Annotated in this window: 27 protein-coding genes; 11 read left to right on the top strand and 16 right to left on the bottom strand. The window is 67.9% G+C overall.

Annotated elements, in window-relative coordinates; all coding sequences use genetic code 11:
* Positions 1-4: 4 nt before the first annotated feature.
* Genes ACFOWZ_RS14680 through ACFOWZ_RS14690 form a run of 3 tightly spaced genes read left to right on the top strand, consistent with a single transcriptional unit; the run spans position 5 to position 3,232 of the window.
* A complete protein-coding gene (locus ACFOWZ_RS14680; protein ID WP_382372522.1) occupies positions 5-1,252 on the top strand; it encodes a GH1 family beta-glucosidase in 1,248 nt (415 codons plus the stop codon).
* A 40-nt stretch (positions 1,253-1,292) separates the two neighbouring features.
* The gene (locus ACFOWZ_RS14685; protein WP_382372700.1) at positions 1,293-2,453 is read left to right on the top strand and encodes an MFS transporter; all 1,161 of its coding nucleotides are present in this window, start codon (positions 1,293-1,295) and stop codon (positions 2,451-2,453) included.
* Complete coding sequence (locus ACFOWZ_RS14690) at positions 2,453-3,232, top strand: SDR family NAD(P)-dependent oxidoreductase (RefSeq protein WP_382372524.1); 780 nt, start codon at positions 2,453-2,455, stop codon at positions 3,230-3,232. The genes ACFOWZ_RS14685 and ACFOWZ_RS14690 overlap by 1 nt, the downstream gene beginning before the upstream one ends.
* 310 nt (positions 3,233-3,542) lie before the next feature.
* Here ACFOWZ_RS14690 and ACFOWZ_RS14695 read toward each other — a convergent pair whose 3' ends face one another.
* On the bottom strand, positions 3,543-3,902 hold the full coding sequence (locus tag ACFOWZ_RS14695) for a hypothetical protein (RefSeq protein WP_035909125.1): 360 nt from the start codon (positions 3,900-3,902) through the stop codon (positions 3,543-3,545).
* 494 nt (positions 3,903-4,396) lie between these two features.
* Between ACFOWZ_RS14695 and ACFOWZ_RS14700 the strand changes: the two genes are divergently transcribed.
* Both ACFOWZ_RS14700 and ACFOWZ_RS14705 read left to right on the top strand, forming a co-directional pair.
* Positions 4,397-5,779, top strand: coding sequence for a helix-turn-helix domain-containing protein (locus ACFOWZ_RS14700; protein ID WP_382372527.1), 1,383 nt, complete (start codon positions 4,397-4,399; stop codon positions 5,777-5,779).
* Positions 5,780-5,877: 98 nt separating this feature from the next.
* Positions 5,878-6,213 (top strand): hypothetical protein, encoded by a 336-nt coding sequence (locus tag ACFOWZ_RS14705; protein WP_236703053.1) that lies wholly within the window; start codon positions 5,878-5,880, stop codon positions 6,211-6,213.
* Positions 6,214-6,283: 70 nt separating this feature from the next.
* Here the strand turns inward: ACFOWZ_RS14705 and ACFOWZ_RS14710 are convergent, their stop codons facing one another.
* Entirely contained in the window at positions 6,284-6,994 is a 711-nt protein-coding gene (locus tag ACFOWZ_RS14710; protein WP_382372529.1) for an SDR family oxidoreductase, read from the bottom strand.
* A gap of 87 nt (positions 6,995-7,081) precedes the next feature.
* Here ACFOWZ_RS14710 and ACFOWZ_RS14715 point away from each other — a divergent pair, with 87 nt between their 5' ends.
* Positions 7,082-7,909 (top strand): LysR family transcriptional regulator, encoded by an 828-nt coding sequence (locus ACFOWZ_RS14715; RefSeq protein WP_382372531.1) that lies wholly within the window; start codon positions 7,082-7,084, stop codon positions 7,907-7,909.
* Here the strand turns inward: ACFOWZ_RS14715 and ACFOWZ_RS14720 are convergent.
* Genes ACFOWZ_RS14720 through ACFOWZ_RS14735 form a run of 4 tightly spaced genes read right to left on the bottom strand, consistent with a single transcriptional unit; the run spans position 7,902 to position 10,731 of the window.
* The gene (locus tag ACFOWZ_RS14720) at positions 7,902-8,921 is read right to left on the bottom strand and encodes a copper resistance D family protein (protein WP_382372533.1); all 1,020 of its coding nucleotides are present in this window, start codon (positions 8,919-8,921) and stop codon (positions 7,902-7,904) included. The two genes, ACFOWZ_RS14715 and ACFOWZ_RS14720, sit on opposite strands and share 8 nt — an antisense overlap.
* Positions 8,918-9,448 carry a copper resistance CopC family protein gene (locus ACFOWZ_RS14725; RefSeq protein ID WP_382372535.1) on the bottom strand — a complete coding sequence of 177 codons (531 nt, stop codon included), beginning with the start codon at positions 9,446-9,448 and terminating at the stop codon, positions 8,918-8,920. The genes ACFOWZ_RS14720 and ACFOWZ_RS14725 overlap by 4 nt, the downstream gene beginning before the upstream one ends.
* Positions 9,445-10,170: a YcnI family copper-binding membrane protein gene (locus ACFOWZ_RS14730; protein WP_382372537.1), complete on the bottom strand. Its 726-nt coding sequence runs from the start codon at positions 10,168-10,170 to the stop codon at positions 9,445-9,447. Before ACFOWZ_RS14730 ends, ACFOWZ_RS14725 begins: the two co-directional genes overlap by 4 nt.
* Before the next feature lie 45 nt (positions 10,171-10,215).
* A complete protein-coding gene (locus tag ACFOWZ_RS14735) occupies positions 10,216-10,731 on the bottom strand; it encodes a hypothetical protein (RefSeq protein WP_382372539.1) in 516 nt (171 codons plus the stop codon).
* Between the two features lie 58 nt (positions 10,732-10,789).
* On the opposite strand from ACFOWZ_RS14735, the gene ACFOWZ_RS14740 reads away from it, so the two are divergent.
* Complete coding sequence (locus ACFOWZ_RS14740; RefSeq protein ID WP_382372541.1) at positions 10,790-12,439, top strand: BCCT family transporter; 1,650 nt, start codon at positions 10,790-10,792, stop codon at positions 12,437-12,439.
* Here the strand turns inward: ACFOWZ_RS14740 and ACFOWZ_RS14745 are convergent.
* Positions 12,417-12,851, bottom strand: coding sequence for a DUF6474 family protein (locus ACFOWZ_RS14745; RefSeq protein ID WP_382372543.1), 435 nt, complete (start codon positions 12,849-12,851; stop codon positions 12,417-12,419). The genes ACFOWZ_RS14740 and ACFOWZ_RS14745 overlap by 23 nt on opposite strands.
* Before the next feature lie 82 nt (positions 12,852-12,933).
* Here ACFOWZ_RS14745 and ACFOWZ_RS14750 point away from each other — a divergent pair, with 82 nt between their 5' ends.
* Positions 12,934-14,577 (top strand): TM0106 family RecB-like putative nuclease, encoded by a 1,644-nt coding sequence (locus ACFOWZ_RS14750; protein ID WP_382372545.1) that lies wholly within the window; start codon positions 12,934-12,936, stop codon positions 14,575-14,577.
* Here the strand turns inward: ACFOWZ_RS14750 and ACFOWZ_RS14755 are convergent.
* On the bottom strand, positions 14,574-15,332 hold the full coding sequence (locus ACFOWZ_RS14755) for an SDR family NAD(P)-dependent oxidoreductase (RefSeq protein WP_030465571.1): 759 nt from the start codon (positions 15,330-15,332) through the stop codon (positions 14,574-14,576). The genes ACFOWZ_RS14750 and ACFOWZ_RS14755 overlap by 4 nt on opposite strands.
* 369 nt (positions 15,333-15,701) lie before the next feature.
* Here ACFOWZ_RS14755 and ACFOWZ_RS14760 point away from each other — a divergent pair, with 369 nt between their 5' ends.
* Complete coding sequence (locus ACFOWZ_RS14760) at positions 15,702-17,483, top strand: gamma-glutamyltransferase family protein (protein ID WP_382372548.1); 1,782 nt, start codon at positions 15,702-15,704, stop codon at positions 17,481-17,483.
* Here ACFOWZ_RS14760 and ACFOWZ_RS14765 read toward each other — a convergent pair.
* From ACFOWZ_RS14765 to ACFOWZ_RS14775, 3 genes are all read right to left on the bottom strand, one after another.
* Positions 17,480-17,707 carry a hypothetical protein gene (locus tag ACFOWZ_RS14765; protein ID WP_382372550.1) on the bottom strand — a complete coding sequence of 76 codons (228 nt, stop codon included), beginning with the start codon at positions 17,705-17,707 and terminating at the stop codon, positions 17,480-17,482. The two genes, ACFOWZ_RS14760 and ACFOWZ_RS14765, sit on opposite strands and share 4 nt — an antisense overlap.
* A gap of 88 nt (positions 17,708-17,795) precedes the next feature.
* Complete coding sequence (locus tag ACFOWZ_RS14770) at positions 17,796-18,140, bottom strand: hypothetical protein (protein WP_382372552.1); 345 nt, start codon at positions 18,138-18,140, stop codon at positions 17,796-17,798.
* A gap of 65 nt (positions 18,141-18,205) precedes the next feature.
* Positions 18,206-18,472 carry a hypothetical protein gene (locus tag ACFOWZ_RS14775; protein ID WP_382372554.1) on the bottom strand — a complete coding sequence of 89 codons (267 nt, stop codon included), beginning with the start codon at positions 18,470-18,472 and terminating at the stop codon, positions 18,206-18,208.
* Between the two features lie 64 nt (positions 18,473-18,536).
* On the opposite strand from ACFOWZ_RS14775, the gene ACFOWZ_RS14780 reads away from it, so the two are divergent.
* Together ACFOWZ_RS14780 and ACFOWZ_RS14785 are read left to right on the top strand one after the other, a co-directional pair.
* Entirely contained in the window at positions 18,537-19,349 is an 813-nt protein-coding gene (locus ACFOWZ_RS14780) for a helix-turn-helix domain-containing protein (RefSeq protein WP_382372556.1), read from the top strand.
* A 2-nt stretch (positions 19,350-19,351) separates the two neighbouring features.
* Positions 19,352-19,531 (top strand): DUF397 domain-containing protein, encoded by a 180-nt coding sequence (locus ACFOWZ_RS14785; protein ID WP_382372558.1) that lies wholly within the window; start codon positions 19,352-19,354, stop codon positions 19,529-19,531.
* 1 nt (position 19,532) lies between these two features.
* Here the strand turns inward: ACFOWZ_RS14785 and ACFOWZ_RS14790 are convergent, their stop codons facing one another.
* The 5 genes from ACFOWZ_RS14790 to ACFOWZ_RS14810 form a co-directional block, all read right to left on the bottom strand.
* Positions 19,533-19,907, bottom strand: coding sequence for a hypothetical protein (locus ACFOWZ_RS14790; protein ID WP_030465567.1), 375 nt, complete (start codon positions 19,905-19,907; stop codon positions 19,533-19,535).
* A 317-nt stretch (positions 19,908-20,224) separates the two neighbouring features.
* Positions 20,225-21,595, bottom strand: a complete 1,371-nt coding sequence (locus ACFOWZ_RS14795; protein ID WP_382372560.1) for an acyltransferase family protein — start codon at positions 21,593-21,595, stop codon at positions 20,225-20,227.
* Positions 21,596-21,660: 65 nt separating this feature from the next.
* Positions 21,661-22,773 (bottom strand): acyltransferase family protein, encoded by a 1,113-nt coding sequence (locus tag ACFOWZ_RS14800; protein ID WP_382372562.1) that lies wholly within the window; start codon positions 22,771-22,773, stop codon positions 21,661-21,663.
* Positions 22,770-23,816 carry a hypothetical protein gene (locus ACFOWZ_RS14805; protein WP_382372564.1) on the bottom strand — a complete coding sequence of 349 codons (1,047 nt, stop codon included), beginning with the start codon at positions 23,814-23,816 and terminating at the stop codon, positions 22,770-22,772. Before ACFOWZ_RS14805 ends, ACFOWZ_RS14800 begins: the two co-directional genes overlap by 4 nt.
* The gene (locus ACFOWZ_RS14810) at positions 23,809-24,480 is read right to left on the bottom strand and encodes a hypothetical protein (protein ID WP_382372566.1); all 672 of its coding nucleotides are present in this window, start codon (positions 24,478-24,480) and stop codon (positions 23,809-23,811) included. Before ACFOWZ_RS14810 ends, ACFOWZ_RS14805 begins: the two co-directional genes overlap by 8 nt.
* Positions 24,481-24,539 lie beyond the last annotated feature (59 nt).

Raw genomic sequence — 24,539 nt, forward strand, 5'->3', positions numbered from 1 at the left:
ATCGATGAGCGACTTCCTCTGGGGAGTGTCGACGTCCGCGTTCCAGATCGAGGGCGCGTTCAACGAGGGCGGTCGGGGCCCTTCCGTGTGGGACGAGTTCACTCCGGTACACGAAGGTCATGACGCCAGCGTTGCTTGCGATCATTACCACCGGTGGCGCGAGGACGTTGCGCTCATGACGCAGCTCGGCGTGAACGCGTACCGGTTCTCGATCGCGTGGCCGCGCATCCAGCCCTCCGGCAAGGGGCCCGTCAACGCCGAGGGACTCGACTTCTACGACCGCCTGGTCGACGCGCTGGTCGAGGTCGGCATCGCCCCGGTCGCGACGCTGTACCACTGGGACACGCCGCTCGAGCTCGAAGCCGAGGGCGGGTGGCTCAACCGGGACATCGCCGACCGGTTCGCCGATTACACGGCGCTGGTCGCGGACCGTCTCGCGGACCGGGTGAAGCTGTGGATCCCGATCAACGAACCCGCCATGGTGACGTTGCAGGGCTATGCGATCGGTGAACACGCCCCTGGCAAGACGCTGCTCTTCGACGCGTTGCCGACCGCCCACCACCTGAACCTCGCTCACGGCCGTGCGGTCGAAGTGCTTCGTTCGTTCAACGCACAGGCCGTTGGCACCGCGAACAACCACACGCCGGCCTGGCCCGCTACTCCGAACGACGTAGCAGCCGCCGAGGCGTACAGCGAAATCCACAACTGGTTGTACGCGGACCCACTTCTGTCGGGCCGATATCCGGACGCAGTCGCCGATCTCCTGCCAGTTCAGGACGGAGATCTGCAGGTCATCCACCAGCCGCTCGACTTCTACGGGGTCAACTACTACAACCCGACGCGGCTGAAGTCCCCGTCGGAGGGCAACCCGCTGCCGTTCGAACTCGTGGAGATCGACGAGTACCCGCGCACCGGGTTCGGCTGGCCGGTCGTGCCGTCCGGGCTTTCCGAGATGATCACGACGTTGCGTGAGCGGTACCCGAACCTGCCGCCCGTCCACGTGACCGAGAGCGGGTGCAGCTTCCCCGACGAGATCGCGGACGCCGACCGGATCTCCTTCCTCGACGGACACCTCAAAGCCGCGCTGGAAGCCGGTGTCTCCGGGTACTTCGTGTGGTCACTGCTCGACAACTTCGAGTGGGAAGCCGGATATTCGCAGCGTTTCGGCCTGGTCCAGGTCGACTACGAGACGCAGCGCCGCACGCCGCGCGACTCGTTCCACTGGTACAGAAAGGTGATCAGTGGTGAGTGAGGCACTCGCGGAGCCGGTGGTCCCGGTTCGCAGGAGCTGGATGGCCTTGCTGTTCGTCGCGAACCTCGGTCTGTGGCTCGCGGTCTACGCGCCGATCCAGATCCTGTTGCCGCGGCAGGCCGAACTGCTGGACAAGGCGAACAAGACCTTCGTGTTCGGCGTGGTCACCGGTGTCGGCGCGTTCGTGGCGATGGTGGGCGTGCCGCTCATCGGGTTCCTGTCCGACGGCACGACGTCGCGCTTCGGCCGCCGGCATCCGTGGACGCTGATCGGGTCGATCGTCGCGGCCGCCGGCCTCGCTGTTCTCGCCAGTGCGCAGTCGGTCCTGGTCATGACGATCGGCTGGTGCCTGGTGCAGGCGGGAGTCAGCAGCATGCTCGCCGCGCTGACCGCCGCCGTGCCGGACCGGGTGCCCGTCGTGCAACGCGCCAAGGTCGGTGGGCAGTTCGGCATCAGCCAGATGCTCGGCACCGTGCTGGGCGCGGTCGTCGTCACGGAGCTGGTCACCGACCTGGAGGCCGGCTACCTGGCCTGCGCGGCGATCGTGCTGGCCGGAGCGTTGTTCTTCGTGCTGAGGACGCCGGACACGCAGTTGGTCGTGAAGCCGGTGCGGCCGACGTTCTGGATCTCACCCCGTGAGCACCCCGACTTCGCGTGGGCGTGGCTCGGGCACTTCATGCTCAACGTCGGCAACGCGTTCGGCACGCTGTACCTGTACTTCTTCCTGAGCGACGCGGTGCACCACCCGTCTCCCGACCAGGGCCTGCTGCAGTTGATGGTCCTGTACGGGGTGGCGCTCACCGCAGGAGCGGTGCTGTTCGGCGCACGAAGTGATCGTTCTGGCCGTCGGAAGCCGTACGTGTACGGCGCGTCGGCGGTCATGGCGTTGGCGGCACTGTTGTTGGTGGTGTCGCCGACGTGGCCGGTGGCGCTGGTCGCCGCCCCGTTGCTCGGCGTCGGCTTCGGCACTTACCTGGCCGTCGCGATCGCGCTGCTCACCCAGGTGTTGCCCGCCGCGGCCGACCGGGCCAAGGATCTGGGCGTGATCAACGTGGCCAACGCGTTGCCGCAGGTCATCGCCCCCTTGCTGACTACGGTGATCCTCGCGAACCTTGGTGGCTACCGCGGGCTGTTCGCGGCGTCGGCGCTGGCTACCGTGCTGGCGGCGGTGTTGATGAGTCGAGTGCGATCGGTGGTCTGATGCAGCTGTCGGGCAAGAAAGTTCTGGTCACGGGAGCGTCCCAGGGGATCGGCGCGGAGGCCGCGTTCAGGTTCGCGGCCCACGGCGCGCACGTCCACCTTGTGGCCCGGAGCGCCGAACTGCTCGATCTACAGGTCAAACGGATCATCGAGTTCGGTGGCTCGGCGTCCGCGCACACGGCAGATCTCGCGGACGCCGCGCAGATCAGCGCGCTCGCCGAGGAGGTTCCGGCACCCGACGTGCTGGTCAACAACGCGGGCGTCGGCCGCTGGCTGTTCCTCGACGACACCTCAGCCGACGAACTGCAGACGATGACAGCCGTGCCGTACCTGGCCGCGTTGCTGCTGACCAGGGAGTACCTGGGCTTGATGCGTGCGCGCGGCTCCGGCTGGATCGTCAACGTGAACTCGCCGGTGTCGCGGCTGCCGATTCCCGGCTGCGTGGGCTACCAGTCGTCGCGGTGGGCTCTCCGCGGCCTGACCGCGTCGCTGCGGCTCGATCTGCGCGGCACGGGTGTCGGTGTGAGCGAAGTGATTCCGGGCAAGGTGTCCAGCGAGTACTTCAACAACAACCCCGGCGCCGAGGAGCGGATCCCGGCGATCGCTCGGTTGATCCCCACGGTGACGCCGGAGCGGTGCGCGAAGGCGATCGTCGACGCGGTGGAGAAGGAACGCGCCGAGCACCTGTTCCCGTGGCAGCTCAAGGCGTTCGAGATCTCGGGCCGGCTGTTCCCGGGCCTGACGTCGTACCTCACCTGGAAGACGGGCACACACCGCTGATCTTGTCGGTGTCGCTGAGTACGTTGAAACGCAGGGGTTCCCAGCTCGGGGGGACCCCTGCGTGAGCGTGGAAACGGCCCCTTGCCTGCGCGGGAGGTGCGGACAAGGGGCCGATGTTGGTGACCGCGGACCGATGCCGGTCGGGGAGGGAAGGTGCACGTCACCGGCCCGCGGGAATCTGTGGAGTTGTGAAGCTGACCGGGGTCCGCGATGTCGCGGTCGGGGGTTCGCGCATCGCGGACCACCGGTCAGTAGGCGGTTTGCAGACCTGGTCGTGTCGGGGGGACGCCAGGTCAGACGCAAACGCCCGTTAGTGGGCTCGAGCCACCGCGCGGCGGGTCCGGGTGACAGGAGGAGTCACCGGGGCCTCGCGCAGGTGGCGAGCCGGGCGCGGGGCGAGTCCGCCCGCAACCAGGTGTTCGTACGCGGCGCGCCACACCGAGCAAGGTGACTTCTGCTGGCGCCAACGGCCGGAGCACTCAGGGCAGTTGCCCTTCTCGTCCGGCTCGTGCGCTGCCAGCAGAGCACGCCATCCCTCGGTCAGCCGAGGGAGCTCGGATCGAGCCACCGACAGGAGGGACGGGGCGTCCGCGCGGCTCGCCAGCTCCGTGAGCAGGTCGAGGCGTTCCCACACAGCGTTGCGAAGAACCTGTCCGAGGATCGCGTCCATCGAAACGTCACCGTCACCTTTCCGCCTGGTCGGCGGCTTCGCGTAGCGCAGCCCTGAGCTGTACGAGCTGGTCGTGGGACAAGACTGCCGTCTCCCCGGGAGGTCCGACCAGAACCACTTGGCCCTGAACGACCTTCACGGTGAGCTGGCGGTCCCGGTCGACCACGTCGCCGCAGCTGATCTGCCACGTCCGACGCTGCCCGGTCGTGCCGCGCCATGTGGATTCGGTGTCACCCGTCTCCACAATGGAGGTGGAACTCGGGGAGGAGCTGTCCACTATCGGTCGTTCCTCTCCGTGCTCACTCGCTTACCGGAATCTAGATTGCGATGATTCATGCCGGAACGGGACGTCACAGCGCTGACCGGTGGAAGTCTTACGGTGAGCGGTAAGCGGTGTTCGGCAGGGCCGATCAGCCCTGCCGAAGAGGACTTCTCGGGCTCGGGGACCTGCCCCTAGTCTGCCGATGACGCCCAACGGACTGTGAGGGTGCGCGATGAACACCATGAGTTCCCAGGGCTCTCCGATCCCACCTGAGGTGTGGGACCACCAGGAGATGCGGGACGCACTGGCCCGACGAGAGATCAGCTCGGTCTACCGGCTGCTCCGACGGCACGGCGTGTCCCAGCGCCAGATCGCGGCGCTCACGGGCCAATCACAGTCCGAGGTCTCGGAGATCCTCAAGGGACGCCAGGTGATGGCTTACGACGTCCTGACCAGGATCGCCATTGGCTTGGGTGTCCCACGTGGATACATGGGTCTCGCCTATGACGAGACAACGGCAGTGAGGGTGGCCGCAACCGCGGACTCACCCCATCCTGAGGAGGACGAGTCGGTGAAGCGTCGGAAGTTCCTCGCGCACGCCGCCGCCGTGACAGTCGGCGCGGCCGTGTTCGGAGCGGACTCCGGGTCGTGGGTTTCTCACCCCACACAGACTCCGGCTCCGGGACGCATCGGCATGACCGATGTGCGCCAGGTCGAAGCGGCGACGCGGGCTCTGCGCGCCCTCGACTACCAGTACGGCGGCGGTTCCTGCCGCGACGCCGTCGTCGCCCAGCTGTCCTGGGGACAGCAGATGCTCGGTGCGAGCTCCACGGACATCGTTCGCCAGCGCCTCTACGTCGCGCTGGCCGACCTGCACAACCTCGCCGGCTGGACGTCGTTCGACACGGGCCTGATGGACTCGGCCCGCAACCACTTCGGTCAGGCGCTCGACCTCGCCAAGCAGGGCGAGAACGAGGCGCTGATGGCGAACATCCTGTACCGCATGGGCCGCGTGTACTTGCACCAGAACGCTCCTGACGACGCGCTGAAGGTGTTCCAGCTGGGTCAGCTGGCGGCGCAGAACTCCGGTTCCGAACTGGCCGTCGGCATCCTGTGCGCGAACGAGGCCTGGGCCTACGCGAAGATGGGCTCCGACGAGCAGGCGCTCAAGCTGCTCGGTCGCGCGCGCGACGAGTTCTCCCGCGCGAACGTCGCCGAAGCCCCCGCCTGGGCCAAGTTCTTCAACGAGATCGACCTGTCGTCCATGATCGGCACGGTGCACACGGAGCTGGCACAGACTGTGGATGCCAAGTACACGCGGACCGCCATCCCGGCGCTGTCCAAGGCGATCAACAACTTCGGTGACGAGTACGCCCGCAGCCGTTCGTTCAACCTGACCTCGATGGCGATCAACCACCTGCTCGAGGGCGACATCGACCACGGCGCCAAGATCGGCCGCCAGGCCGTGGACCTGTCGGAAAGCCTCAAGTCCGTCCGCACGAAGCAGCGCATGGAGCCGCTTCGCCAGGAGGCCGAGAAGCGTCGCAACAATCCCGAGGCCCGCGAGCTCGCGGACCGCGTCGCCCGCTTCACCGGTGCCGAGTCGGCCGCCTGACCCGATCTCGTTTGGGCCCCATAGCATCTCTTTCGGATGGTGTGGGACACGAACCGGTAACGCCAGGGCCTCCGCACACGAATGCAGCATCGACGGGTGTGAAATCCACGCCTAAGGTGCGGCAGGTCGGGGCGAAGGACGAGGTGCGGCGCGTGAGCCTTACTCGGAGGTGGCGTTCCAAGAGAGCGCTGCGGTCCGCGCAGTTGCTCGACGAGGTGGTGGACACCCAGTTGCCGCTGCTGGCGGCGTTCGACGAGGAGCGACGGCGCCGATCCGCCGACTACCTCGCGGAGCTCGTGGCGTTGGCGCAGGACTACCGCTACTACGCCAACGGCTGGATCGACAGCCGCGAGCTGGATCGTCGCGGTCAGCGGACGATGAACCGGCTGGCGCGCATGCGTGAGGAATCTTCGGCTCGACTGATCACCGATTAGTCCGTTCGTGCGCAGCTCGCCGCGTTGATCGGACCACTCACCGAGTGCGCGGATGTTTCACGTTGAACAATCACCACGGCACCGGTCCGCTGTGGTCGAACAGGCCCCCGGTCGGCCCGTCGTCGGGCAGGGTGGCCAGCCTGATCGCGACCCTGGCTCCCTCCGCGGGTGTGTCCCTTCCCTGGAAGCCGTTGAGGTCGGTCGCCACGTAGCCGGGACAGGCCGCGTTGATCTTGATGTTCGTGAGTTCCTTCGCGTACTGGACGGTGAGCGCGTTCAGGAACGTCTTCGCCGGCGTGTAGGTCCCGTTGACCTCGCCGAACTCCACTCCCGGCGTGGTCTGCAGGGTCAGCGACGCGAGGTGGCTCGACAGGTTGACGATCCGCGGCCGTGCGGAACGACCCAGCAGCGGCAGCACCGCGTTGGTGACGCGGAGGACGCCGACGACGTTGGTCTCCAGCACCTCCAGCAGGCTTTCCGGCGTGGCGGCGGACGGCGCCGCGGGCCAGACCCCGGCGATCGCCGCGTTGTTGACCAGCACGTCCAGGCGGCCGAACCGTTCCTCGAACAGCGCTGCCGCCGCCTTGACGCTCTCGTCATCGGTCACGTCCAACGGGACGGCGAACGCGTCGACGCCGTTCGCCCGCAGTTTCTCGGCCGCCTCCTCGCCACGTCCGGCGTCTCTCGCCCCGACGCCGACCGTCATCCCCAGACCGGCCGCGATCTCGTACCCGATTCCCTTGTTCGCGCCGGTGACCAGCGCGATCGTCTGTTCGCTCATGCACTTGATCGTGGTCCGGCACGCGTCCAGGACCAACATCACTTCGGTCTGGCAGCGATACCCGGCCGGTATCGATAGCGTGGACGCGTGGAGACCCGGGAGCTTCGGTACTTCGTCGCGGTCGCGGAGGAACTGCACTTCGGCCGGGCCGCCGACCGTCTCGGCATCGCCCAGCCGCCGTTGTCGCGGACGATCGCCCAGCTCGAGCAACGGCTCGGCGTCGCGTTGCTGACCCGCACCAGCCGCAAGGTCTCGCTCACGGAGGCGGGCGCGGTGCTGCTGGCCGAGGCGACGGCGATCCTCGGTGCGATCGCCGCGGCGGAGAGGCGCACCCGCACCGTCGACCGGCCTTCGCTGGTGCTGGCCGCCAAGGCAGGGGGCTCCAGCGAGCTGCTGGCGAAGCTGCTCGACGCCTACGCCGCCGAACCAGGCGCGGTCGCCGTCGACCTGCTGCTGTGCGAGGCCCACACCCGGCAACCGCTGCTCGACGGCCGGGCCGACGTGGCGATCATGCACGAACCGTACGACTCGACCGCGGGCCTCGACGTCGAGGCTCTGCGCACCGAGAGCCAGTTCGCGATCCTGTCCCGTTCGCACCCGCTGGCCGGCGCGGCGCAGTTGCGGATGGCCGACGTCATCGACCTGCCGGAGCTCGCGCGCTGGCCGGAGCCCGACGGCACCTACCTGCCAGGGCCCGGCGTGGAGGTGCACAACCTGACGCAGTTGTTCCAGATGATCGCGCTTGGCCGTGCCGTCGCGGTCATGCCGGAAGTCGTCCGCGCGGGCCTGCTCGAAGGCCTGGCCGCGGTACCGGTGGTGGACGCGCCGAAGGTGACCACGGTGATCGCCTGGCCGCCCCACAGCAGGTCGCGGGCCGTGGCCGACCTCGTCCGCGTGGCGACGGGGTTCAGCTGACCGGTGCGCGGCTGAGCACGACCGCGAGGCCGAACGCGACGCCCATGATCGTCACCTCCAGCACCGCCCACTGCACGATCGCGGTGACCTTGTGCTGCGAGATCTTCGGCAGCAACCGCCACCGGATGTGCGCGCCGAGCACCGCGATCAGCACCGCGCACACGAGCTTGCCGAGGAACAGCAACCCGTAGCCGGTCGTGACCAGCGACTGCGGGAACGGCACCACCGGGTTGAGGACCAGCTCCAGCAGCCCGTTGAACAGGCCCGTCGCCGTGACGACGACGAGACTGATGGTCGCGACCTTCGAGAACTTCGGCAGCGCGGCCGCGAGCAGCCCCTTGCGGTAGGCCACCAGCGCCATCAACGCGCCGAGCCCGCCCGTCCAGGCCGCGGCGCCCAGGACGTGCAGCTCCATGGAGACCATCGAGTAGTCGTGGTACTCCCAGTTCGAGGCGTGCCCGGTCACCGGGATCGGCAGCAGCCCGAACATCGAGATGAGGATGCGCAGCTCAGCGGGCACGGACTCGCCGCTGCGGACCGCCATCACGCCGACGACCAGGTACACGAACGCACAGGCCGCGCTGAACAGCAGGCCCTTCCCGGCGCCGACGGTCGCGATGTAGTCGACGGCGTTGCCGACGCTCACGTCGCTGCCCGGCCGCAGCTCGGCGGCCTGGAGCACGATCGCCAGCAGCGCGGTGACGACCCAGACGGCGGCGGCGACGACCGCGGCCGGCCGGGCGAGCCGCATGACCGGTTCGGTGTGCGTGGGCCGGTCGAAGCCGAGCAGCTTCGGCAGGATCGACAGCCCGACGACGATCGTCGCCGAGACGTCCAGCAGCACCCTCGTGATCGGCAGGCCGTACCGGACCGCCGCCCCGGCGTCCACGACCCCGGCGACCACGACGGGTGGTGCCAGCACGAGGCCGAGCGCGATGCCCGCGAGCGCGCCGAGGACGAGCCCGGCGAGCACGCGGTAGTGGCTGGGGGCGGCGGTCCGGACGTCGGTCATGCCTTCGTGCCCCCGCCGCGCAGGGCGAAGAACACGCCACCACCGAGCAGCACGACGGCGCCGACGATCCACACCCAGACGGGCAGGCCGCCCTGCGAGTGCGGGTCGGCACCCGAGCCGTCGTTCTCCGCTTCCACCCGCGGCGTGCCGGTGCCGTCCTTCGTGAGCGTGAACATCAGCTCACCGGAGACGGGGTGGCCGTCCGCGGACAGGATGCGGTAGCCGATCTTGTACAGCCCGGCCTTGCCGAGCGCTCCCACGGCCTGGGTGACCGAGGTGTCCTTGATCATCGGGTCGCCGGGGAGCTCGTAGTGGCCGCCACCGCCGTCGGTCACCGAGATCTTGTTGATGCCCTGGCCGCCCTGCACGTCCTGGTCGAACGTGAGCGTGACGGTCGACGGGCCGACCTCCAGCGAGGCCTTGTCCTTCGGATCGCTGCTGATCAAAGCGTTGTGCGCCGCCGCGGGGGCGGCCGTGACGAGCACGGCCGCACCTGCGATCAGGCACGCGATGAGCGCGCGCTTCATGCCTTGCGCCTGGAACGCAGGATGGCGCCGACGCCGAAGCCCAGGCCGAGCGCGCCGACGGCGAGACCCGCGCCACCGAGGTAGCGGGCCGTGTTGTCCGAGCTCGAGACCGCGGCCTCGTGCGTCTCGGTGCCGGTCGTGGCCGCGCCGTGGCCGTGGTCGTCCGAGGCGGCCTTCTTCGGGGCGAGCTTGAGCGCGGGCGCCGGGTGCTCCGGCTCCTTGCCGTCGGCGCCGGTGGACTGGCTCCAGTCCACGACCTCACCGTTCTCGTAGGTCTGCTTGGCCGGGAGCTCCAGCTTGTCCTTGCCCTCCGGCAGCGTGCCGAGCGCGACGAAGAACTCCTGGTACTCGTTGATCCCGATCTTCACGCCGGGGTCCGCGGTCCAGGTGATCGTCCGGAACGCCTCGGTGATCTCCTTGCCGCCGATCGTCACGGGCTTGTCGAGCTTGGCCTTGACGGCCTCTGCCTTCCAGCCCGGCAGCGGCTTGGTGCGCACCGAGGTGAGCGGGGTGTCCTGCGGAAGCGTCACTTCCAGCTTGATGGTGCCCGCGTTGTCCCGCTCGTTCGGGACGCGGAACGCGAACGTCGCGCGGCCGCCCTGGGTGAACTCCGACGGCTGGGCGCTGACGTGCGCCGATGCGATCGTCGGGGTGCCGAGGACGGCTAGTCCGGCCACGCCGAGGACGGCGAGCGCGCGCACGCCAAATCGATTTGTCGACATGAAGTTGTGGCTCCTGATTGCCAAAGGGATTGAGGGATTGAGTGATCAGGAGCCACAGGGCGGGCCGCGCAACCCGTTCGCACGTCTTAGGTCCGTGTGGTGCGCGCTGCGGACGTAAGGCGTGCTGGTGAACGCCCGCACCGGCTTGGTGACCGGCAGCGGCGTGAGCCTGCGGGGGATCAGGCGGGTGACTGCGGAGAACAGCCTGAACAGGGCGTTCTCCGCGTGGAAGAGGAGCAGGCCGGTCAGCGTCGCGGCGACGAGGTGCGCCACGAACATCTGCCCGGTCAGTGTGCTCGTGTGCTCGTGGTTGACCCACGTCAGCAGCAAGTGCTGCGCGAGCTGGGCCGTACCCAGCCCCGCGATGATCGAGAGCCTGCCGGTGCGCCTGTCGGCGAGGCTCGCCGCTGCGAACGCGATGAGCACCACCAGCGGCAGCGCGTGGACGAACTCCGACAGCTCTCCGCCGCCCAGCCCGTGCGCGGCGATCGTGAGCGCGGAAGAGGTCAGCGCGAGCGCGGCACCACGCAGGGTGCGCAACTCACTCGACCGTGTGCTCACGTCGGTGAGGGTAATCGGAGGAGTTTGGTTCGGTCTACGAGCGGGTAACTACGGCCGCATGCACAACCAATGCGACCAGCCGGGCCGTACCGACAGGGTCGTGTTCGGCGTTGCCGCTGGTCTGACGCTTGCGTTCGTGGCCTGGGGAATCGTCGGCACCACCAGTCTGGCGTCATTCTCGAAGTCGGCGCTCGCCTGGGTCATCCAGAACCTGGGATGGGCTTTCGTGATCTCGGCCTCCGGGTTCGTGGTCTTCGCCCTCTGGCTCGCGTTCAGCCGCTACGGCAAGATCCCGCTCGGCCGTGACGACGAGAAACCCGAGTTCAAGACCGTCTCGTGGGTGGCGATGATGTTCAGCGCCGGCATGGGCATCGGTCTCATGTTCTACGGCGTCAACGAGCCGTTGTCGCACTTCGTGAAGCCGCCGCCCGGCACCGACGGTGACCCGCTGGAAACCGCGATGGCCACTACGCTGTTCCACTGGACGCTGCACCCGTGGGCGATCTACGCCATCGTCGGCATCGCGATCGCGTACAGCAGCTTCCGCCGCGGCCGGTCCTCGCTGATCAGCGCCGCGTTCACACCCCTGCTGGGCCGCCGGGCCGCGTCCGGCTGGGGACGCGCGATCGACGTGATGGCGATCTTCGCGACGCTGTTCGGCTCCGCAGCCTCGCTCGGCCTGGGCGCGCTGCAGATCGGGTCGGGCCTGGAGGCCGCCGGCTGGGCGGGCGACGTCGGCACCGGCGTGCTGGTCGCCGTCATCGCGATCCTGACCGTGGCGTTCGTGGCGTCCGCCGTGTCGGGTGTCGCTCGCGGCATCCAGTGGCTGTCGAACATCAACATGGTGCTCGCGGTGACGTTGGCGCTGTTCCTGTTCGTCGTCGGGCCGACGGTGTTCATCCTGAACCTGCTGCCGACGGCTCTCGGGGACTACTTCCGCGAGCTCGCGACGATGGCCGGCCGGACTGCTGCCTCCGGTGGCGACGCCACCGAGACCTGGTTGTCCGGGTGGACGATCTTCTACTGGGCGTGGTGGATTTCGTGGACGCCGTTCGTCGGGATGTTCATCGCGCGGATTTCGCGGGGGCGGACGATCCGGCAGTTCGTCGCCGGCGTGATTCTGGTGCCGTCTGCCGTGTCGCTGGTGTGGTTCGCGATTCTGGGCGGTACTGCGATCTTCGAGCAGCGGCGGGGGATGGATCTGGCTGGTGCCTCTTCGCCGGAGTCCCAGTTGTTCTCGCTGCTGGGACAGTTCCCGCTGGCTGCTGTGGCCGGGGTTGTGGTGATGGTGCTGGTGGCGATCTTCTTCGTGTCCGGGGCTGATGCTGCTTCGATCGTCATGGGGACTCTGTCGCAGCGTGGGTCTATTCGGCCTACTCGGCCTGTTGTCGTGTTCTGGGGCGTGCTGACTGGGGCTGTGGCTGCGGTCATGTTGTTGGTGGGTGGGAGTAATGCGCTCACCGGGCTGCAGAACCTGACGATTATTGCGGCGTTGCCGTTCATGGTTGTGATGGTCGGGTTGTGTGTGTCGTTGGCTCGGGATCTGCGGTCGGATCCGATGATTCGGCGGGAGGAGCGGGTGGCTGAGGTGATGGAGGAGGTCACCGCGCACCTCGACCCCGGTCAGGTCGTCGAGGAGGCGGCGGTCAAGGCCGTCGCCGAGGTGACCGGGAAGACTCCCGAGGTCACCGCACGTTCAGGCGCCTGAGCAGTTCCTGCTCCAACACGTCCAGATCAGTTCCGACGGCCCGGTGTGCGGCTTTGCGCCGGGCCGTCGGCATGCGTTCGGAAGCCCGCACGGCGGCCAGCAACTGAGCCAGTCGCGCTTCTGTCTTCGTCACCCAGGCCGAATCGGACGAGCGCAAAGACTCCATGGAGTCCGAAAAGCCGACAATCCTGGCGTGGAGGCGGGCGCCGTAGCCCGAGTACTTGCCGATGTCGGCGACGTTGATGCCGAGGCGGCGGGCGCGGTAGCGGTCGTACTGTTCGCTGAGGATGCCTGCGCCTCTGGCCAGTACTGGAGCCAGGACCGGAATGAGCGCTGGGGCCACCACCTTTGCCACTCCGACCAGGTTCTTGGCCCTCTTGGGCGTGAACAGATGCCCGGTTTTGCGCGCCATTCGGGTACACCTCCTCCGTCAGGAGAAACTTACTGCCCAGGTTGCTTCCACATCCTCCCGACGCGCGACATACGCTGCATCCGTGACTTCCCAGGTGCAGCTAGACGCCGGCGTGGTCACTCGTTGTCGGCGGCGGGTGCACCTCGAAAACGATCCGGAGATGCGCGACGCTCCCAAGGCGGCGCCGGATCCGGCTTCGGAACAACGGAAAGCGGACGCGACGAACCATCGTCGTGCGGTGGCGGACGCGCTCGGGCGGCTGGTCGGGTCGGACCTCTTCGAGGTGCCGAGCGGGGCCGACGTGCGCAGTGCTGATCGGGAGCGGGTGACGCTCGCCGCCATGGAGATGGGGGCGCCGTACATCTGGGGGGCCGCGTTGCCGCGTGATCCTCGTGGTGGGCGACGTGGTGGGATCGATCTCCTGGTCAAGGACGCGACGGGATACGTGCCGGTGCTCGTGGTTCGGCACAAGATCACCGATCCTGGGCAGGGGGCCAAGACGAGTCCGTTGACCATGCCGTTGCCCGGGGGGAGCCGTACGGACCCGCACCGCAAGGTTCGGCCGCAGCCTCGGGACCAGCTTCGGCTCGCTCACGCGCAACGGCAGTTGCAGGCTGCGGGTTACGCGCGGAGTGGGCGGGCTACCGGTGGCGTGATCGGCATGGATGCGGACGTCGTGCTGTGGCACGACCTCGAGGCGCCGACCTGGCCCGGTGGGCGGACTGCGCTGGCCGAGTACGACGCTCGGTTCAGTGATCGGCTGGCTGTGGCGTTGGCGGCGGTGAACCAGAAGGACCCGTTGGCTCGGCCGTCGCGGATCGTGGACTGCAAGACGTGTCCGTGGTGGCCCACGTGCGACAGCGATCTCAAGCAGGGGCGGGACGTCAGCCTTGTCGTGCGCGGTGAGGACGCCGTCGCGTTGCGGAAGGCCGGGCTGTCCACTGTGGACGCACTGGCGGAGCTGGATCCCCTGGCTGACGGGCCCGTCCAGCTCGTCGGGATGCCGTTCGGGGATGCAGTGGTGCTGGCGCGCGCGTGGTTGCGTGATCTGACGTTGGTGCGTCGGGTGCCCGAGATGAACGTGCCGCGCGCGGACGTCGAGGTCGACGTCGACATGGAGAGCTTCGGCGATCTCGGTGCGTACATGTGGGGCTGTCTGCTGTCCGGGAAGGCCATCGACGAGGAGCACGGCTACCGCGCCTTCGTCACCTGGGACGCGCTGCCGTGCGACGACGAGGCTCGTTCGTTCGCCGAGTTCTGGACCTGGCTCACGGGCATCAGGTTGCGGGCCAAGGCGCGCGGGCTGTCGTTCCGCGCCTACTGCTACAACGAGCTGGCGGAGAACCGGTGGCTGCTGGCGTCGGCGGAGAGGTTCGCGGGCAAGCCCGGCATCCCGACGGTGGCGCAGGTCAAGGAGTTCATCGGGTCGGACTCCTGGGTGGACCTGTTCGGCATCGTGCGCGAGCAGTTCCTGTGCGCGCACGGCAAGGGGTTGAAGATCATCGCGCCGGTCGCGGGGTTCCAGTGGCGGGATCCGGAGGCCGGTGGCGAGAACTCCATGCGCTGGTACCGGAGCGCGGTCGGGATGAACGGCGACGCGCTCGACACCGAGCAGCGGCGACGGCTGCTCGAGTACAACGAGGACGACGTCCGGGCCACCCACCGCCTGCGCGAGTGGATGACCTCGGACGCCATGTCACGTCTGCCGTACGCGGGTGATCTCTAGCGAGGAGCCATGCGGAGAGCGCCGTCCATGCGGATGACCTCGCCGTTCAGGTAGTCGTGCTCGATGATCGAGAGCGCGAGCTGCGCGTACTCGGCCGGCTGGGCCAGGCGCTTCGGGAACGGCACGCCGGCGGCGAGGCCCGCGCGGAACTCGTCGGAGACCGTGGCGAGCATCGGGGTGTCGACGATGCCGGGCGCGATGGTGAGCACGCGGATGCCCACGCTCGAGAGGTCGCGGGCGGCCGGGAGGGTCATGCCGACGACGCCGCCCTTGGACGAGGCGTAGGCGACCTGGCCGATCTGGCCGTCGAACGCGGCGATCGACGCGGTGTTGATGATGACGCCGCGGGCGCCGTGCTCGAGCTCCTCGGTCTTGCCCATCGCGGCGGCCGCGAGGCGCAGGACGTTGAACGAGCCGATCAGGTTGATCTCGATGATCTTGCGGTAGAGGTCGAGGTCGTGCGGGCCGGTCTTGCCGACCGTGCGGGACGACGGGCCGATGCCCGCGCAGTTCACCGTGATGCGCAGCGGGGCGCCGGAGCCCGCCGCGGTGTCGACGGCGGCCTGGACCTCTTCGCCCGAGGTCACGTCGGCGGCCAGGTAGGTCACGCCCTCGACGGCCTCGGCCTTCTCGATGGCGCTGGGCAGGTCGAGCGCGAACACCTGCGCTCCACGCGCCGCCAGCGCACGTGCGGTCGCGCCGCCGAGACCGGACGCGCCACCGGTGACGATGGCCGCGGTACCCGAGATCTCCATGCCTTCATCCTCCTCGAAGCGAACTGCTCGCGAGGAGGTTAACGCTCGTTACCCCAAGAGTTGATACTGCCTCAACGGTCGGTCCAGTGGAGCAGTGCCACCAACGGCACCGCTGCCAGCAGCGCGAGCCCGATGAAGATCGTCGCGACACCCAGGATTCCCATGCCTGAACTGTGCCGTTCGAGGGTGTTCGAACACATCGGCCGCGCCGGTAGACCTCTGGTAGGAGATCCGTCACGGTCAGCTACGACGAAAGTCGTACGTGGTGGACCTGCGGATCGAGCCGATGGAACGGACTGCTCCATTCAGGGGTGGGTTATACGTCACTCGGCGTCACGCAATTTAGTTAGCGTCGCATACCTTTATGGGGTGTTCACCACGCGCCCCGAACTCGTCGGCACCTTCGGCATGGTCGGCTCGACCCACTGGCTCGCCTCGTCGGCGGCCATGGCGGTGCTGGAGGACGGTGGCAACGCCTTCGACGCCGCCGTCACCGCCGGCTTCGTGCTCCAGGTGGTGGAACCGCACCTCAACGGCCCCGGCGGCGAGGTGCCGATCATCTTCGCGGCGGCCGGCTCCGGTCCGCGCGTGCTGTGCGGCCAGGGCGTGGCGCCGGCCGGTGCGTCGATCGAGCACTACGCCGGACTGGGTCTGGACCTCGTGCCGGGCAGCGGGCTGCTCGCGGCGACCGTGCCGGGTGCGTGGGACGGGTGGCTCACCCTTCTGCGTGACCACGGCACCAAGTCGTTGCGCGACGTGCTCGACAGGGCGATCGGCTACGCCCGCGACGGCTTCCCGCTGCTGCCGCGGGTCGTCGACACCATCGAACTCGTCTCCGACCTGTTCCGCGACCACTGGACGACGTCGGCCGCGCAGTGGATGCCCGGTGGCGTGCTGCCCGTGCGGGGTGGCCGGTTCCGCAACCCGAAGCTCGCCGACACCTGGGAGTGGCTGCTCGCCGCGGGTGAGGCCGCGGGCTCCGACCGTGAAGCGCAGATCGAGGCCGCGCGCCGGGCGTGGTCGCAGGGGTTCGTGGCGGCGCAGGTCGACGAGTTCTGCCGGCGTGAGTTCCGGGACGACTCCGGCCGTGACCACGCCGGTGTGCTGACGGGCGCCGACATGGCGTCGTGGGAAGCGACCTACGAGGACGCGCTGGTCGTCGACTTCGACGAGTGGTCGCTCGTGAAGGCCGGCGCGTGGACGCAGGGACCCGTTCTGGCGCAACAGCTGCGGCTGCTGGAGGGTTACGACCTGTCCTATGTGGACGGCAAGCCCACCGCGGAGACCGTGCACCTGGCCGTCGAGGCCGCGAAGCTGGCGTTCGCCGACCGCGAGGCCTGGTACGGCGACGACCCCGGCGTGCCGCTGGAAACGCTGGTGTCGCGGTCTTATGCGACCGAACGCCGGGCGTTGATCTCCGACTCGGCGTCCTTCGAACTTCGTCCCGGTTCGCCCGACGGCCGGGAACCGTTGCTGCCCAAGCACATCATCGGCGGCCCGTCGACGTCGGTGAGCGACCCGACCGGTGCGCTCGGCGAGCCGACCGTCGCCCGCTCCGGCGTCACGCGCGGCGACACCGTGCACGTGGACGTGGTGGACCGCTGGGGCAACATGGTCTCGGCGACCCCGTCCGGCGGCTGGCTGCAGTCGTCGCCGACGATCCCGTCGCTCGGCTTCTGCCTGGGCAGCCGCGCCCAGATGTTCTGGCTGGACAAGGGTTTGCCGAACTCGCTGGCACCGGGCAAGCGCCCGCGGATCACCCTGTCGCCGTCCATGGCGTTGCGCGACGGCCGCCCGGCGCTGGCGTTCGGCACACCTGGCGGCGACCAGCAGGACCAGTGGCAGCTCGGCTTCTGGCTGGCGCACAGGGCGGGCCTGAACCTGCAGGAGGCGATCGACTCGCCGATGTGGCACTCGAACGCGTTCCCGAGCTCGTTCTACCCGCGCGCCTGGACCCCTGGCGAACTCGTCATCGAGTCCCGCGCCGGCGGGGACGTCCTGGCTGCGTTGCGAGCGCGTGGCCACCAGGTCGTGGACGCCGGCGAGTGGACCCTCGGCCGAATGTCAGCCGTGGCAAGGGATTCGGCCGATGGACTCCTGCGAGCCGCCGCGAATCCACGTGGCGCGCAGGGCTACGCGGTGGGCCGCTAGCCGCCGACGACGTGGCTGCCGTCGTGGATCATCTCCACGTTGGCGCCACCGAAGTTGTGCAGGGTGCTGACACCTGCCGCACCCGCGACGTCGCTGACCTTGCCGATCGCGTCGACCTGCGGCAGCTCCGGCGCCGGCAACGGGCTGGCGCTCGCGGTGCCTGCCATGGCCGCGATCGCACCGGCGGCGATACCCGCGGAAGCGACGATCTTCTTGATGCTCAAGGCGTTCCGCTCCTAGGAAAAGTGGAACGGCGCCCGATTCGAGGGGGAGGGAATCGGGCGCCGCCCCGGCCAGGAAGTACTGGTCAGATCAGATGCCGAGACCGGCCTGCGCGTTGGGCGGACCCTGCGGCTCGTTGAGGCCGAGGAGCGTGGCGGCGGGAACACCACTGCCACCGGCGTCGACGTTCTCGACGATCGCGTTCACGTCGAGGTCCTGCGCGTTGACGGCCTGGATCTTGCCGTTGACGTCGCTGGTGTCCACCGAGGCGAGGTCGCCAACGCTGGCGACGTCACCGAGCTGGCCGCCGAGGTCCGGGGAGGTACCGGCACCGACGCCGGCAGTGTCAGCGTGCGCGATGCCGCCCAGGCCGAGCATGACGGTGGCGCTGCCGAGGGCAACAGCGGCCCCCGTGATGGTCTTCCTGAGGTTCATGGGCGCGAACGTTTCGCGTCCGACCCCTCTACATCAAGCTGCGTAACTCAGGCGAGGGAACTTCTTCATCCTTTGGTGGGACGCCACTCCATCGCAACCGTGCAAACCCGCGCCCCGTCCCGCCACACGGAAATCGCGAACGTGCCCGGTTTCGTTTCGGTGCGCCGCAGGAAGTCGCAGGCGCATTCGAGGGTGTAGCGGCGGCGCCATTCCTCGCCTTCCTTTATGTACCAACCGTGATCCTGAACCTCCTCGACCTGCTCGAGGTCGAGCGCGCCGTCGGGCCGCCGCCGGCGGTACTCGATGCGGTGGAAGTGGTCCATGACCAGCACGGTCCTCACCGCACCCGGCGAGTGAGAATCTCAAATTCCGGATCTTGCCCGTAACGTTTGGGCCGTGGCTGAACCCACGTTCCGGCAGAGGCGCCTGGGAGAGGCGCTGCAACTGCTGCGCGAACGTGCCGGGATGAGCCAGAAGGAAGCCGCGGACCGCATCAGTTACAACGTGCCGAAGCTCAGCCGCATCGAGAACGGTCAGGTGCCGGACATCCACGCGTTGCGGGCGATGCTCGACATGTACGGCGTCATCGGTGATGAGGAAACGCCCTACATCGAGATGTGGGAGCTCGCCAGAGAGAAAGGTTGGTGGCGGCCCTTCGGCATCGAAGACCAGGGCTACCTCAGCCTCGAACACGACGCGAAGCGTGTCCGCGAGTTCCAGCTGGGGTTCATCCCGGTGCAGCTGCAGATCGTTCAGTACATGCGAGACGTCTTCGACGGCACCACGGTCAAGCGATCCAAGAGGTGGGTCGAGAACGACCTCCTCGTACGGCAACGCCGACAGCGCAGGTTGGTCGGTGACAATCCGCTCGAGTACCACGCCATCATCGCCGAGGCGGTCCTCCGGAACGTTGATCGCGCACAGTTCCTGCACCTCGTTGAAGCCGGCCGCCTGCCGAACGTGACCATCCAGGTACTGCTGGAGTCTGCGCGGCTGCACGATGGGTTGCTCGGTTCGTTCACGCTGGTGGATCTACCGTTCGCGGGAGACCCCCAAGTCCTCTACATCGAGCACATGGCCGGCTCGCTCCACATCGAGGATCCCGAGCGGCTGAAGACCGCTAACCTTGTCTTCAAGCACCTCTCGAAGTTGGCGTTGACCCCCGACGAGTCCGCCGCGTGGATCGAGAGGTCGGCTGCCGAGAGGTAGGTATGTGGCGCAAGAGCAGCCGTAGTGGTGGTGGCAGTAACGGCAACTGCGTTGAGATTGCTCTGAACGGCTCAACCGCGCGCGTGCGCGACTCCAAAAACCGGTCAAATTCCGCAGTCGCCGCGCCCGACTGGGCAGCGTTCATCACCGCCGTCAAGCGCGGCGACTTCGAAAACCGCTGACTCAGGCGATCGCGCCCGGCGGCAGCTTCAGCTTGAACGGCAGTGTCGTCACAACGGCCAAATCGGAAGCGGTCGCCTTCATCAGCGACGGCGCGTTCCTGGCACCCGGCTCAGGCAGGTCGAGCAGCCTGTCCACAGCCTCGACGAGCGGTCCTTCGTAGATCCACACGGCCTGGGCCGGCCGGGCCGAGTCGCGGACCGCGGGCAGACGTCCTGCGCGCGCTTCCGTCTCCGACCAGAACAGGATCGAGTCGATGAACCCTCTGCGCTGCTTGAACGCCATGATGCGGTCGAGCTGGCCGGCGTCGTCCCTCAGGTGGAGGAACTGAAAGCCGTTCTCGCGCAGCTCGATGACCTTGCTCAGTGCGTGGTCCATGGCGCACCTACCCCTGTGAGGTCCCCTTCGGGTGACTGATCAGTCATACGACCCGAAAGGATCGTACGGTAAGTCAACGTTCGTCCGTAAGACGTACTCCGAACGAGTATCTCAATTGGTGGACGTTTGTGGCTTAGGGTAATCACTAGCGTCCTTGTTGGGGGAAACGGCCAGGAGGGCCATTACGGTTCGCGTCAGGAACGCCAAACCGCCCAATGTGACTAATGTCACGCTGATCCACATGTGTCGCCTCCGAGTGGTGACTTACACAAGTAGTAGACGTGTAGCACTCACTCGGGGTTGCAGGTGGGACCGACTCACTGCGCGGGCCGATTTGTCGCCCGGTGGTCTCTTCGCTGACCGGCCTGTTCCTGCTTCGCGAGCAAGGACGCCACCGAGATGGCCTGGGTGGCGCTGTCCTCCAACCGGCGTCTGCGGCGCGTCTCGTCCGGATCGTTCGCCGGGTAACGAGGGAGCAGGGTGGTCTGCTCCTCGTCCGCCGGTCTCTCCACACGTGCGCGCAGCCGCGGCAGCTCCACGGTGACCTCGGCCGCGACGATCTCGGGTGAGGCGGGGGCCGGGCGTGCGCGGCGGGACAGCTTGCGGGCGAGGACGTGGCTCGGCTTCTCGACGAGTCGGTAGCTCACCTCTACGACGAGGAACAGCCCGATGACCGCCAACGGCATGGCGAGCCACAACGGCCAGCTCGGGCGCATGAGGCTCAGCAGTCCGAATGCAACCAGACCGTGCAGCAGGTAGATCGAGTAGCTGCGTTCGGACAGTGCGATCCAGATCTTGCGTTCGCGCAGTCTGGGCTCGGCGAACAGACCGACGAAGAAGCACAGGACGGCGATCATCAGCGCGAGGTTGTACGACGTGTCGAGACGGCCCATCTTCAGGTGGTCGGCGAGCACGTACAACGACCACGCGAGCCCGAAGTACAACCCGCCGAGCCACAGCGGGATGCGTTTCGTGGTGGTGGCCCAGATGATCTGGCCGATGAGCGGTATCGGCAGGTACGACACGTTCACCGCGAAGAGGGCCCACGACGCTCCGAACTCACGGCGCGACATCAGCACGATGAAAACGAACACGAGCATGATCGCAATCGCCAGCCAGACCTGGCGCTTCAGGACCGGCAGCAGCAGCACGAGCAGGACGTAGAAGATGACCTCGACGACGAGGGTCCAGGCCACGCCGACCAGAACGACCTGGGGCACGATCAGGTAGTTGATCACCAGTGCGTTGGTGATGATCGTCCACAGGGTGATGTCGTGGTTCTTCCCGACGACGACGGCGTGCGCGTCGGCGCCCAGTCCGATCACCAACGCGGTCAGCAGGACGACGAAGGCCATCGGGATGTACACGCGGACCGCCCGGTTCACGGCGAAGCGCCACTGGCCCTGCTTCATCGCGATCGGTGTCACGACGAAGCCGCTGACCAGGAAGAAGAACGGTACGGCGATCTGCCCGATGCCCTGCAGGCCCATGTGCATCGGGTCGCTCGTCAGTGCGTCGACGAAGCTGAAGACCGGCGAGTCGTCGCCCTCGACCTTGGCCACCCACTGCTCGGACAGGTGGCTGTACACGACGAGGAGCGCCGCGACCGCGCGGCCGATGTCGACGAAGGCGACTCTGGACTTGGCGGCGGGTTTTGCTTCAGTCAGCGGGATCGACCACCTCTGCACCGCCGCTGCTCCTTCTGCAGCACACCCTGTGTAACGAGCGGCGCACCAGGTGGATACGGTTCAGATCAGGTGGTTGACTTCCGCTTTTCCCACGGTCGCACGGCGTTGTTCGCCGGCATCTCCACGAGCCGGTGCAGGATCTCGGCCACGAGCGCGGTCAACGCGAGGCCCATCAGCGCCACGAGGTTCGGGTCCAGCACGCCCATCAGGGTGTCGAACAGCGGGTACATGCAACTCAGGTGCACCAGGTAGATGGCGTAGGTGCGCTTCGACCATCCACGGATGAACGCCGAACGCGTCACCGGGCCGGACGCGGACACCAGCACGATCGTCAGCAGCACGGCGATGAAAAGGGTGCGGGGCACCGAGTCGCCCTGGGACGTGTAACCGCCGACCTTGTCCGCCCACACGAACAGCAGGAAGTGCACGGCGCCGATGGCGGTGCCGGCGATCGGGTGCACCTTCTTGGAGTGCACCAGCGAGATCAACTGCCCGATGCACAGCACCGGCAGGTATGCGCCGAACTGGCCGATCTGGTGCGCGGTGTTGGTCGAGAAGCCGTCGGTGATCAGCAACGTGATGAAGCACAGCGGCACGGCGGCCAGCGGCGGGATCCACGGCCGGCGGCGCAGCAACGGGATGGTCGCCGCGACGTAGGCGTAGAAGACGATCTGGATGCTCAGCGTCCAGGTCACGGCGACCAGCGCGACGAACGGGTCCTGGAAGTAGTTGACCAGGAACATGCCGCTCACCATGTCACCGAAGGTCAGGTTCTCCTCCTTCGCGGACGAGACCTGGAACCCGAGGTTGATCAGCAACCAGACCAGCGGCGTGACCACCCACAGCAGCGGCACGAGCCGGACGACGCGGCGCCGCAGGAACTGCAGCGGGCGTTCCCGGTCGGCCACGTGCGTCACGACGACACCGCTGACCACCAGGAAGAGCGCCACGCCCATGAACGACAGGCGCGGGTTCAGGTGCAGGGTGCCGACGACGTACTGGTCGACCACGTGCGCCAGCCAGAAGTCCTTCTCCCGCAACGTGAACCAGGCGACCAGGTGGGTCAGCACCACGCAGACCGACGCGATGACGCGCAGCAGATCGAGCCCGTGCATGTAGCCGGTGCCGCCCTGACGTGGCGCCACGGGCACCTCTGGTTTGATCAACCTGTTGGTCATGACAGCCGCCTCACGGCGCGATGAGCACCCTCAGCGCAGAGGCCGGACAGCATCAAGGCGACCTGGATGGCCAGCACGAGTGGCACCCAGCCGCGTTGCAGGCCGAGCGCCGCGTAGCCGACCACCAGGATCGAGAAGAACAACGGAAGCGCACGACTCGCCAGCCAGCGCACCGGGTCCAGGACTGCGATCGCGGCGCCCCGCGGCAGCGCGATGAGCATGAACAACACCGCGTAGATCGCGCTCAGCGGATGCCACCAGCCGCCCAGTTCGGGGAACAGCCGGTCGTGCACGACGAGCAGCACCACTCCCGCGAACCCGAAGCCGACGCCGAACCTCGCGTTGAGAGCACCCGTCCGGAACGACCAGGCCAGCTCGCCGATGAGCAGCAACGGCAGGTAGCCGGCGATCAGCCCGAGCGCGTGCAACGCCGTCGGCGAACCGGATTCGTTCGCCCAGCCGCCGAGCAGGATCAACCCGCCGACGATCTCCAGTTGCACGACCATCGCAATCACCGGATGACGCCGCAACGGCCGTACGGCGAGTATCAGCAGCACGAACAGCACAGTCGCCGTGACTGGCACGTCCAGGGCCAAGAACGACTGCTGGCCGAAGAACCGCGGCAGCAGCAGGAGGTTCGTCACCACCGCCGCGAACGACAACTCGGCGTTAGCCGGATCCGTCAACGGAGTGGCTCCGAGCAGCACGAGCACCGTGCTGACCAGCACCGCACCCACCACCACCGGAGCAGCTGTACGACCCAGCCGCACAACGAGCTGTCGTGCCGTCAGCTTCGACGCCGTTTCCGAGATGGCATAACCGGCCACGAGCAGCAGCAACGCGACGCCGAGGAACCCGAAATCCTCACCGATCCCCGTCGTCTGGTTCACCCAGCCGCGGATCACGACCAGCAGTTCGGGCGACTCCTGGTACCTGCTGGTCCAGAGCCCGAACAGGTAGCTGTAGCCGACGAGGACGACCCCCGCCGCCGCGAGCACCGCCAGGCCGGGCACGCGTTTCGTCTCGACCATCTGCTCAACCATCGGCGGGCAGCACCTTCAGTTGCCTGGCCAGCAGACCGCCGAACCGCTCCGTCACGTCCTCGGCGGTCTTGGCGTGCAGCTCCATCCGCACCACCAGGTCGCCGTGCACGTAATGCGCCCGCGCCACCGGCTTGCGCTCCTGCGAGTCGCTCTTCCCCAGCAGCGGGAACACCTCGACCTGGCGTTCCACCGACGTGTTCGGTTCCGGATCGCGCCGCTCGAACCCCGCCTCGAACTGGAGGTCGTCGAGTTCGTCGGCCACCTCCACCGCCGCGGCCCGGTCCCGCATCTGGACGACGGCGATGATCAGCTTGCCCTCCGGCCGCCGCGAGGAGACGACCACGCGCGCCGCACCGGCGTCGCCCGACTCGTAGGTGTCGACCTCGGCCCGGCTCAGGAACTGCAGCTCCTCCACGTCCGTCCAGCTGCGGATGTACGCGTAGCTCTCCAGACCTGAGTCGAAGTCGGCGATCGCGAGCGGATCGGCGGCCAGACGGCCTTCCTCACCGGTGGGTGCGAGGTTGCGCGCGCTCGCTGGCAGCGGCTGGCCTCCCCAGATCAGCCAGCCACCGAAGGCGACACCCGCCAGCGCGACGACGACCGCAACCGCGCTCAGCAGCCGGGCGGGCGGTGCAGGCCGGGCGTTGCGGCGACCGTCCTCCACGCGGCCATTCCTTCCCCCAGACGACAAAACGGGCAGCGACCGCAGTCGCTGCCCGTCGA

The sequence above is a fragment of the Lentzea rhizosphaerae genome, from assembly GCF_042649515.1.
GTDB classification, from domain to species: domain Bacteria; phylum Actinomycetota; class Actinomycetes; order Mycobacteriales; family Pseudonocardiaceae; genus Lentzea; species Lentzea aerocolonigenes.

Excerpts from the sequence above, each read along its gene's own strand:
- ACFOWZ_RS14680 (WP_382372522.1), top strand. The coding sequence starts at position 5 with ATGAGCGACTTCCTCTGGGGAGTGTCGACGTCCGCGTTCCAGATCGAG.
- ACFOWZ_RS14685 (WP_382372700.1), top strand. The coding sequence starts at position 1,293 with ATGGCCTTGCTGTTCGTCGCGAACCTCGGTCTGTGGCTCGCGGTCTAC.
- ACFOWZ_RS14690 (WP_382372524.1), top strand. The coding sequence starts at position 2,453 with ATGCAGCTGTCGGGCAAGAAAGTTCTGGTCACGGGAGCGTCCCAGGGG.
- ACFOWZ_RS14695 (WP_035909125.1), bottom strand. The coding sequence starts at position 3,902 with ATGGACGCGATCCTCGGACAGGTTCTTCGCAACGCTGTGTGGGAACGC.
- ACFOWZ_RS14700 (WP_382372527.1), top strand. The coding sequence starts at position 4,397 with ATGAACACCATGAGTTCCCAGGGCTCTCCGATCCCACCTGAGGTGTGG.
- ACFOWZ_RS14710 (WP_382372529.1), bottom strand. The coding sequence starts at position 6,994 with ATGAGCGAACAGACGATCGCGCTGGTCACCGGCGCGAACAAGGGAATC.
- ACFOWZ_RS14720 (WP_382372533.1), bottom strand. The coding sequence starts at position 8,921 with ATGACCGACGTCCGGACCGCCGCCCCCAGCCACTACCGCGTGCTCGCC.
- ACFOWZ_RS14725 (WP_382372535.1), bottom strand. The coding sequence starts at position 9,448 with ATGAAGCGCGCGCTCATCGCGTGCCTGATCGCAGGTGCGGCCGTGCTC.
- ACFOWZ_RS14730 (WP_382372537.1), bottom strand. The coding sequence starts at position 10,170 with ATGTCGACAAATCGATTTGGCGTGCGCGCGCTCGCCGTCCTCGGCGTG.
- ACFOWZ_RS14740 (WP_382372541.1), top strand. The coding sequence starts at position 10,790 with ATGCACAACCAATGCGACCAGCCGGGCCGTACCGACAGGGTCGTGTTC.
- ACFOWZ_RS14745 (WP_382372543.1), bottom strand. The coding sequence starts at position 12,851 with ATGGCGCGCAAAACCGGGCATCTGTTCACGCCCAAGAGGGCCAAGAAC.
- ACFOWZ_RS14755 (WP_030465571.1), bottom strand. The coding sequence starts at position 15,332 with ATGGAGATCTCGGGTACCGCGGCCATCGTCACCGGTGGCGCGTCCGGT.
- ACFOWZ_RS14770 (WP_382372552.1), bottom strand. The coding sequence starts at position 18,140 with ATGAACCTCAGGAAGACCATCACGGGGGCCGCTGTTGCCCTCGGCAGC.
- ACFOWZ_RS14785 (WP_382372558.1), top strand. The coding sequence starts at position 19,352 with ATGTGGCGCAAGAGCAGCCGTAGTGGTGGTGGCAGTAACGGCAACTGC.
- ACFOWZ_RS14790 (WP_030465567.1), bottom strand. The coding sequence starts at position 19,907 with ATGGACCACGCACTGAGCAAGGTCATCGAGCTGCGCGAGAACGGCTTT.
- ACFOWZ_RS14800 (WP_382372562.1), bottom strand. The coding sequence starts at position 22,773 with ATGACCAACAGGTTGATCAAACCAGAGGTGCCCGTGGCGCCACGTCAG.
- ACFOWZ_RS14805 (WP_382372564.1), bottom strand. The coding sequence starts at position 23,816 with ATGGTTGAGCAGATGGTCGAGACGAAACGCGTGCCCGGCCTGGCGGTG.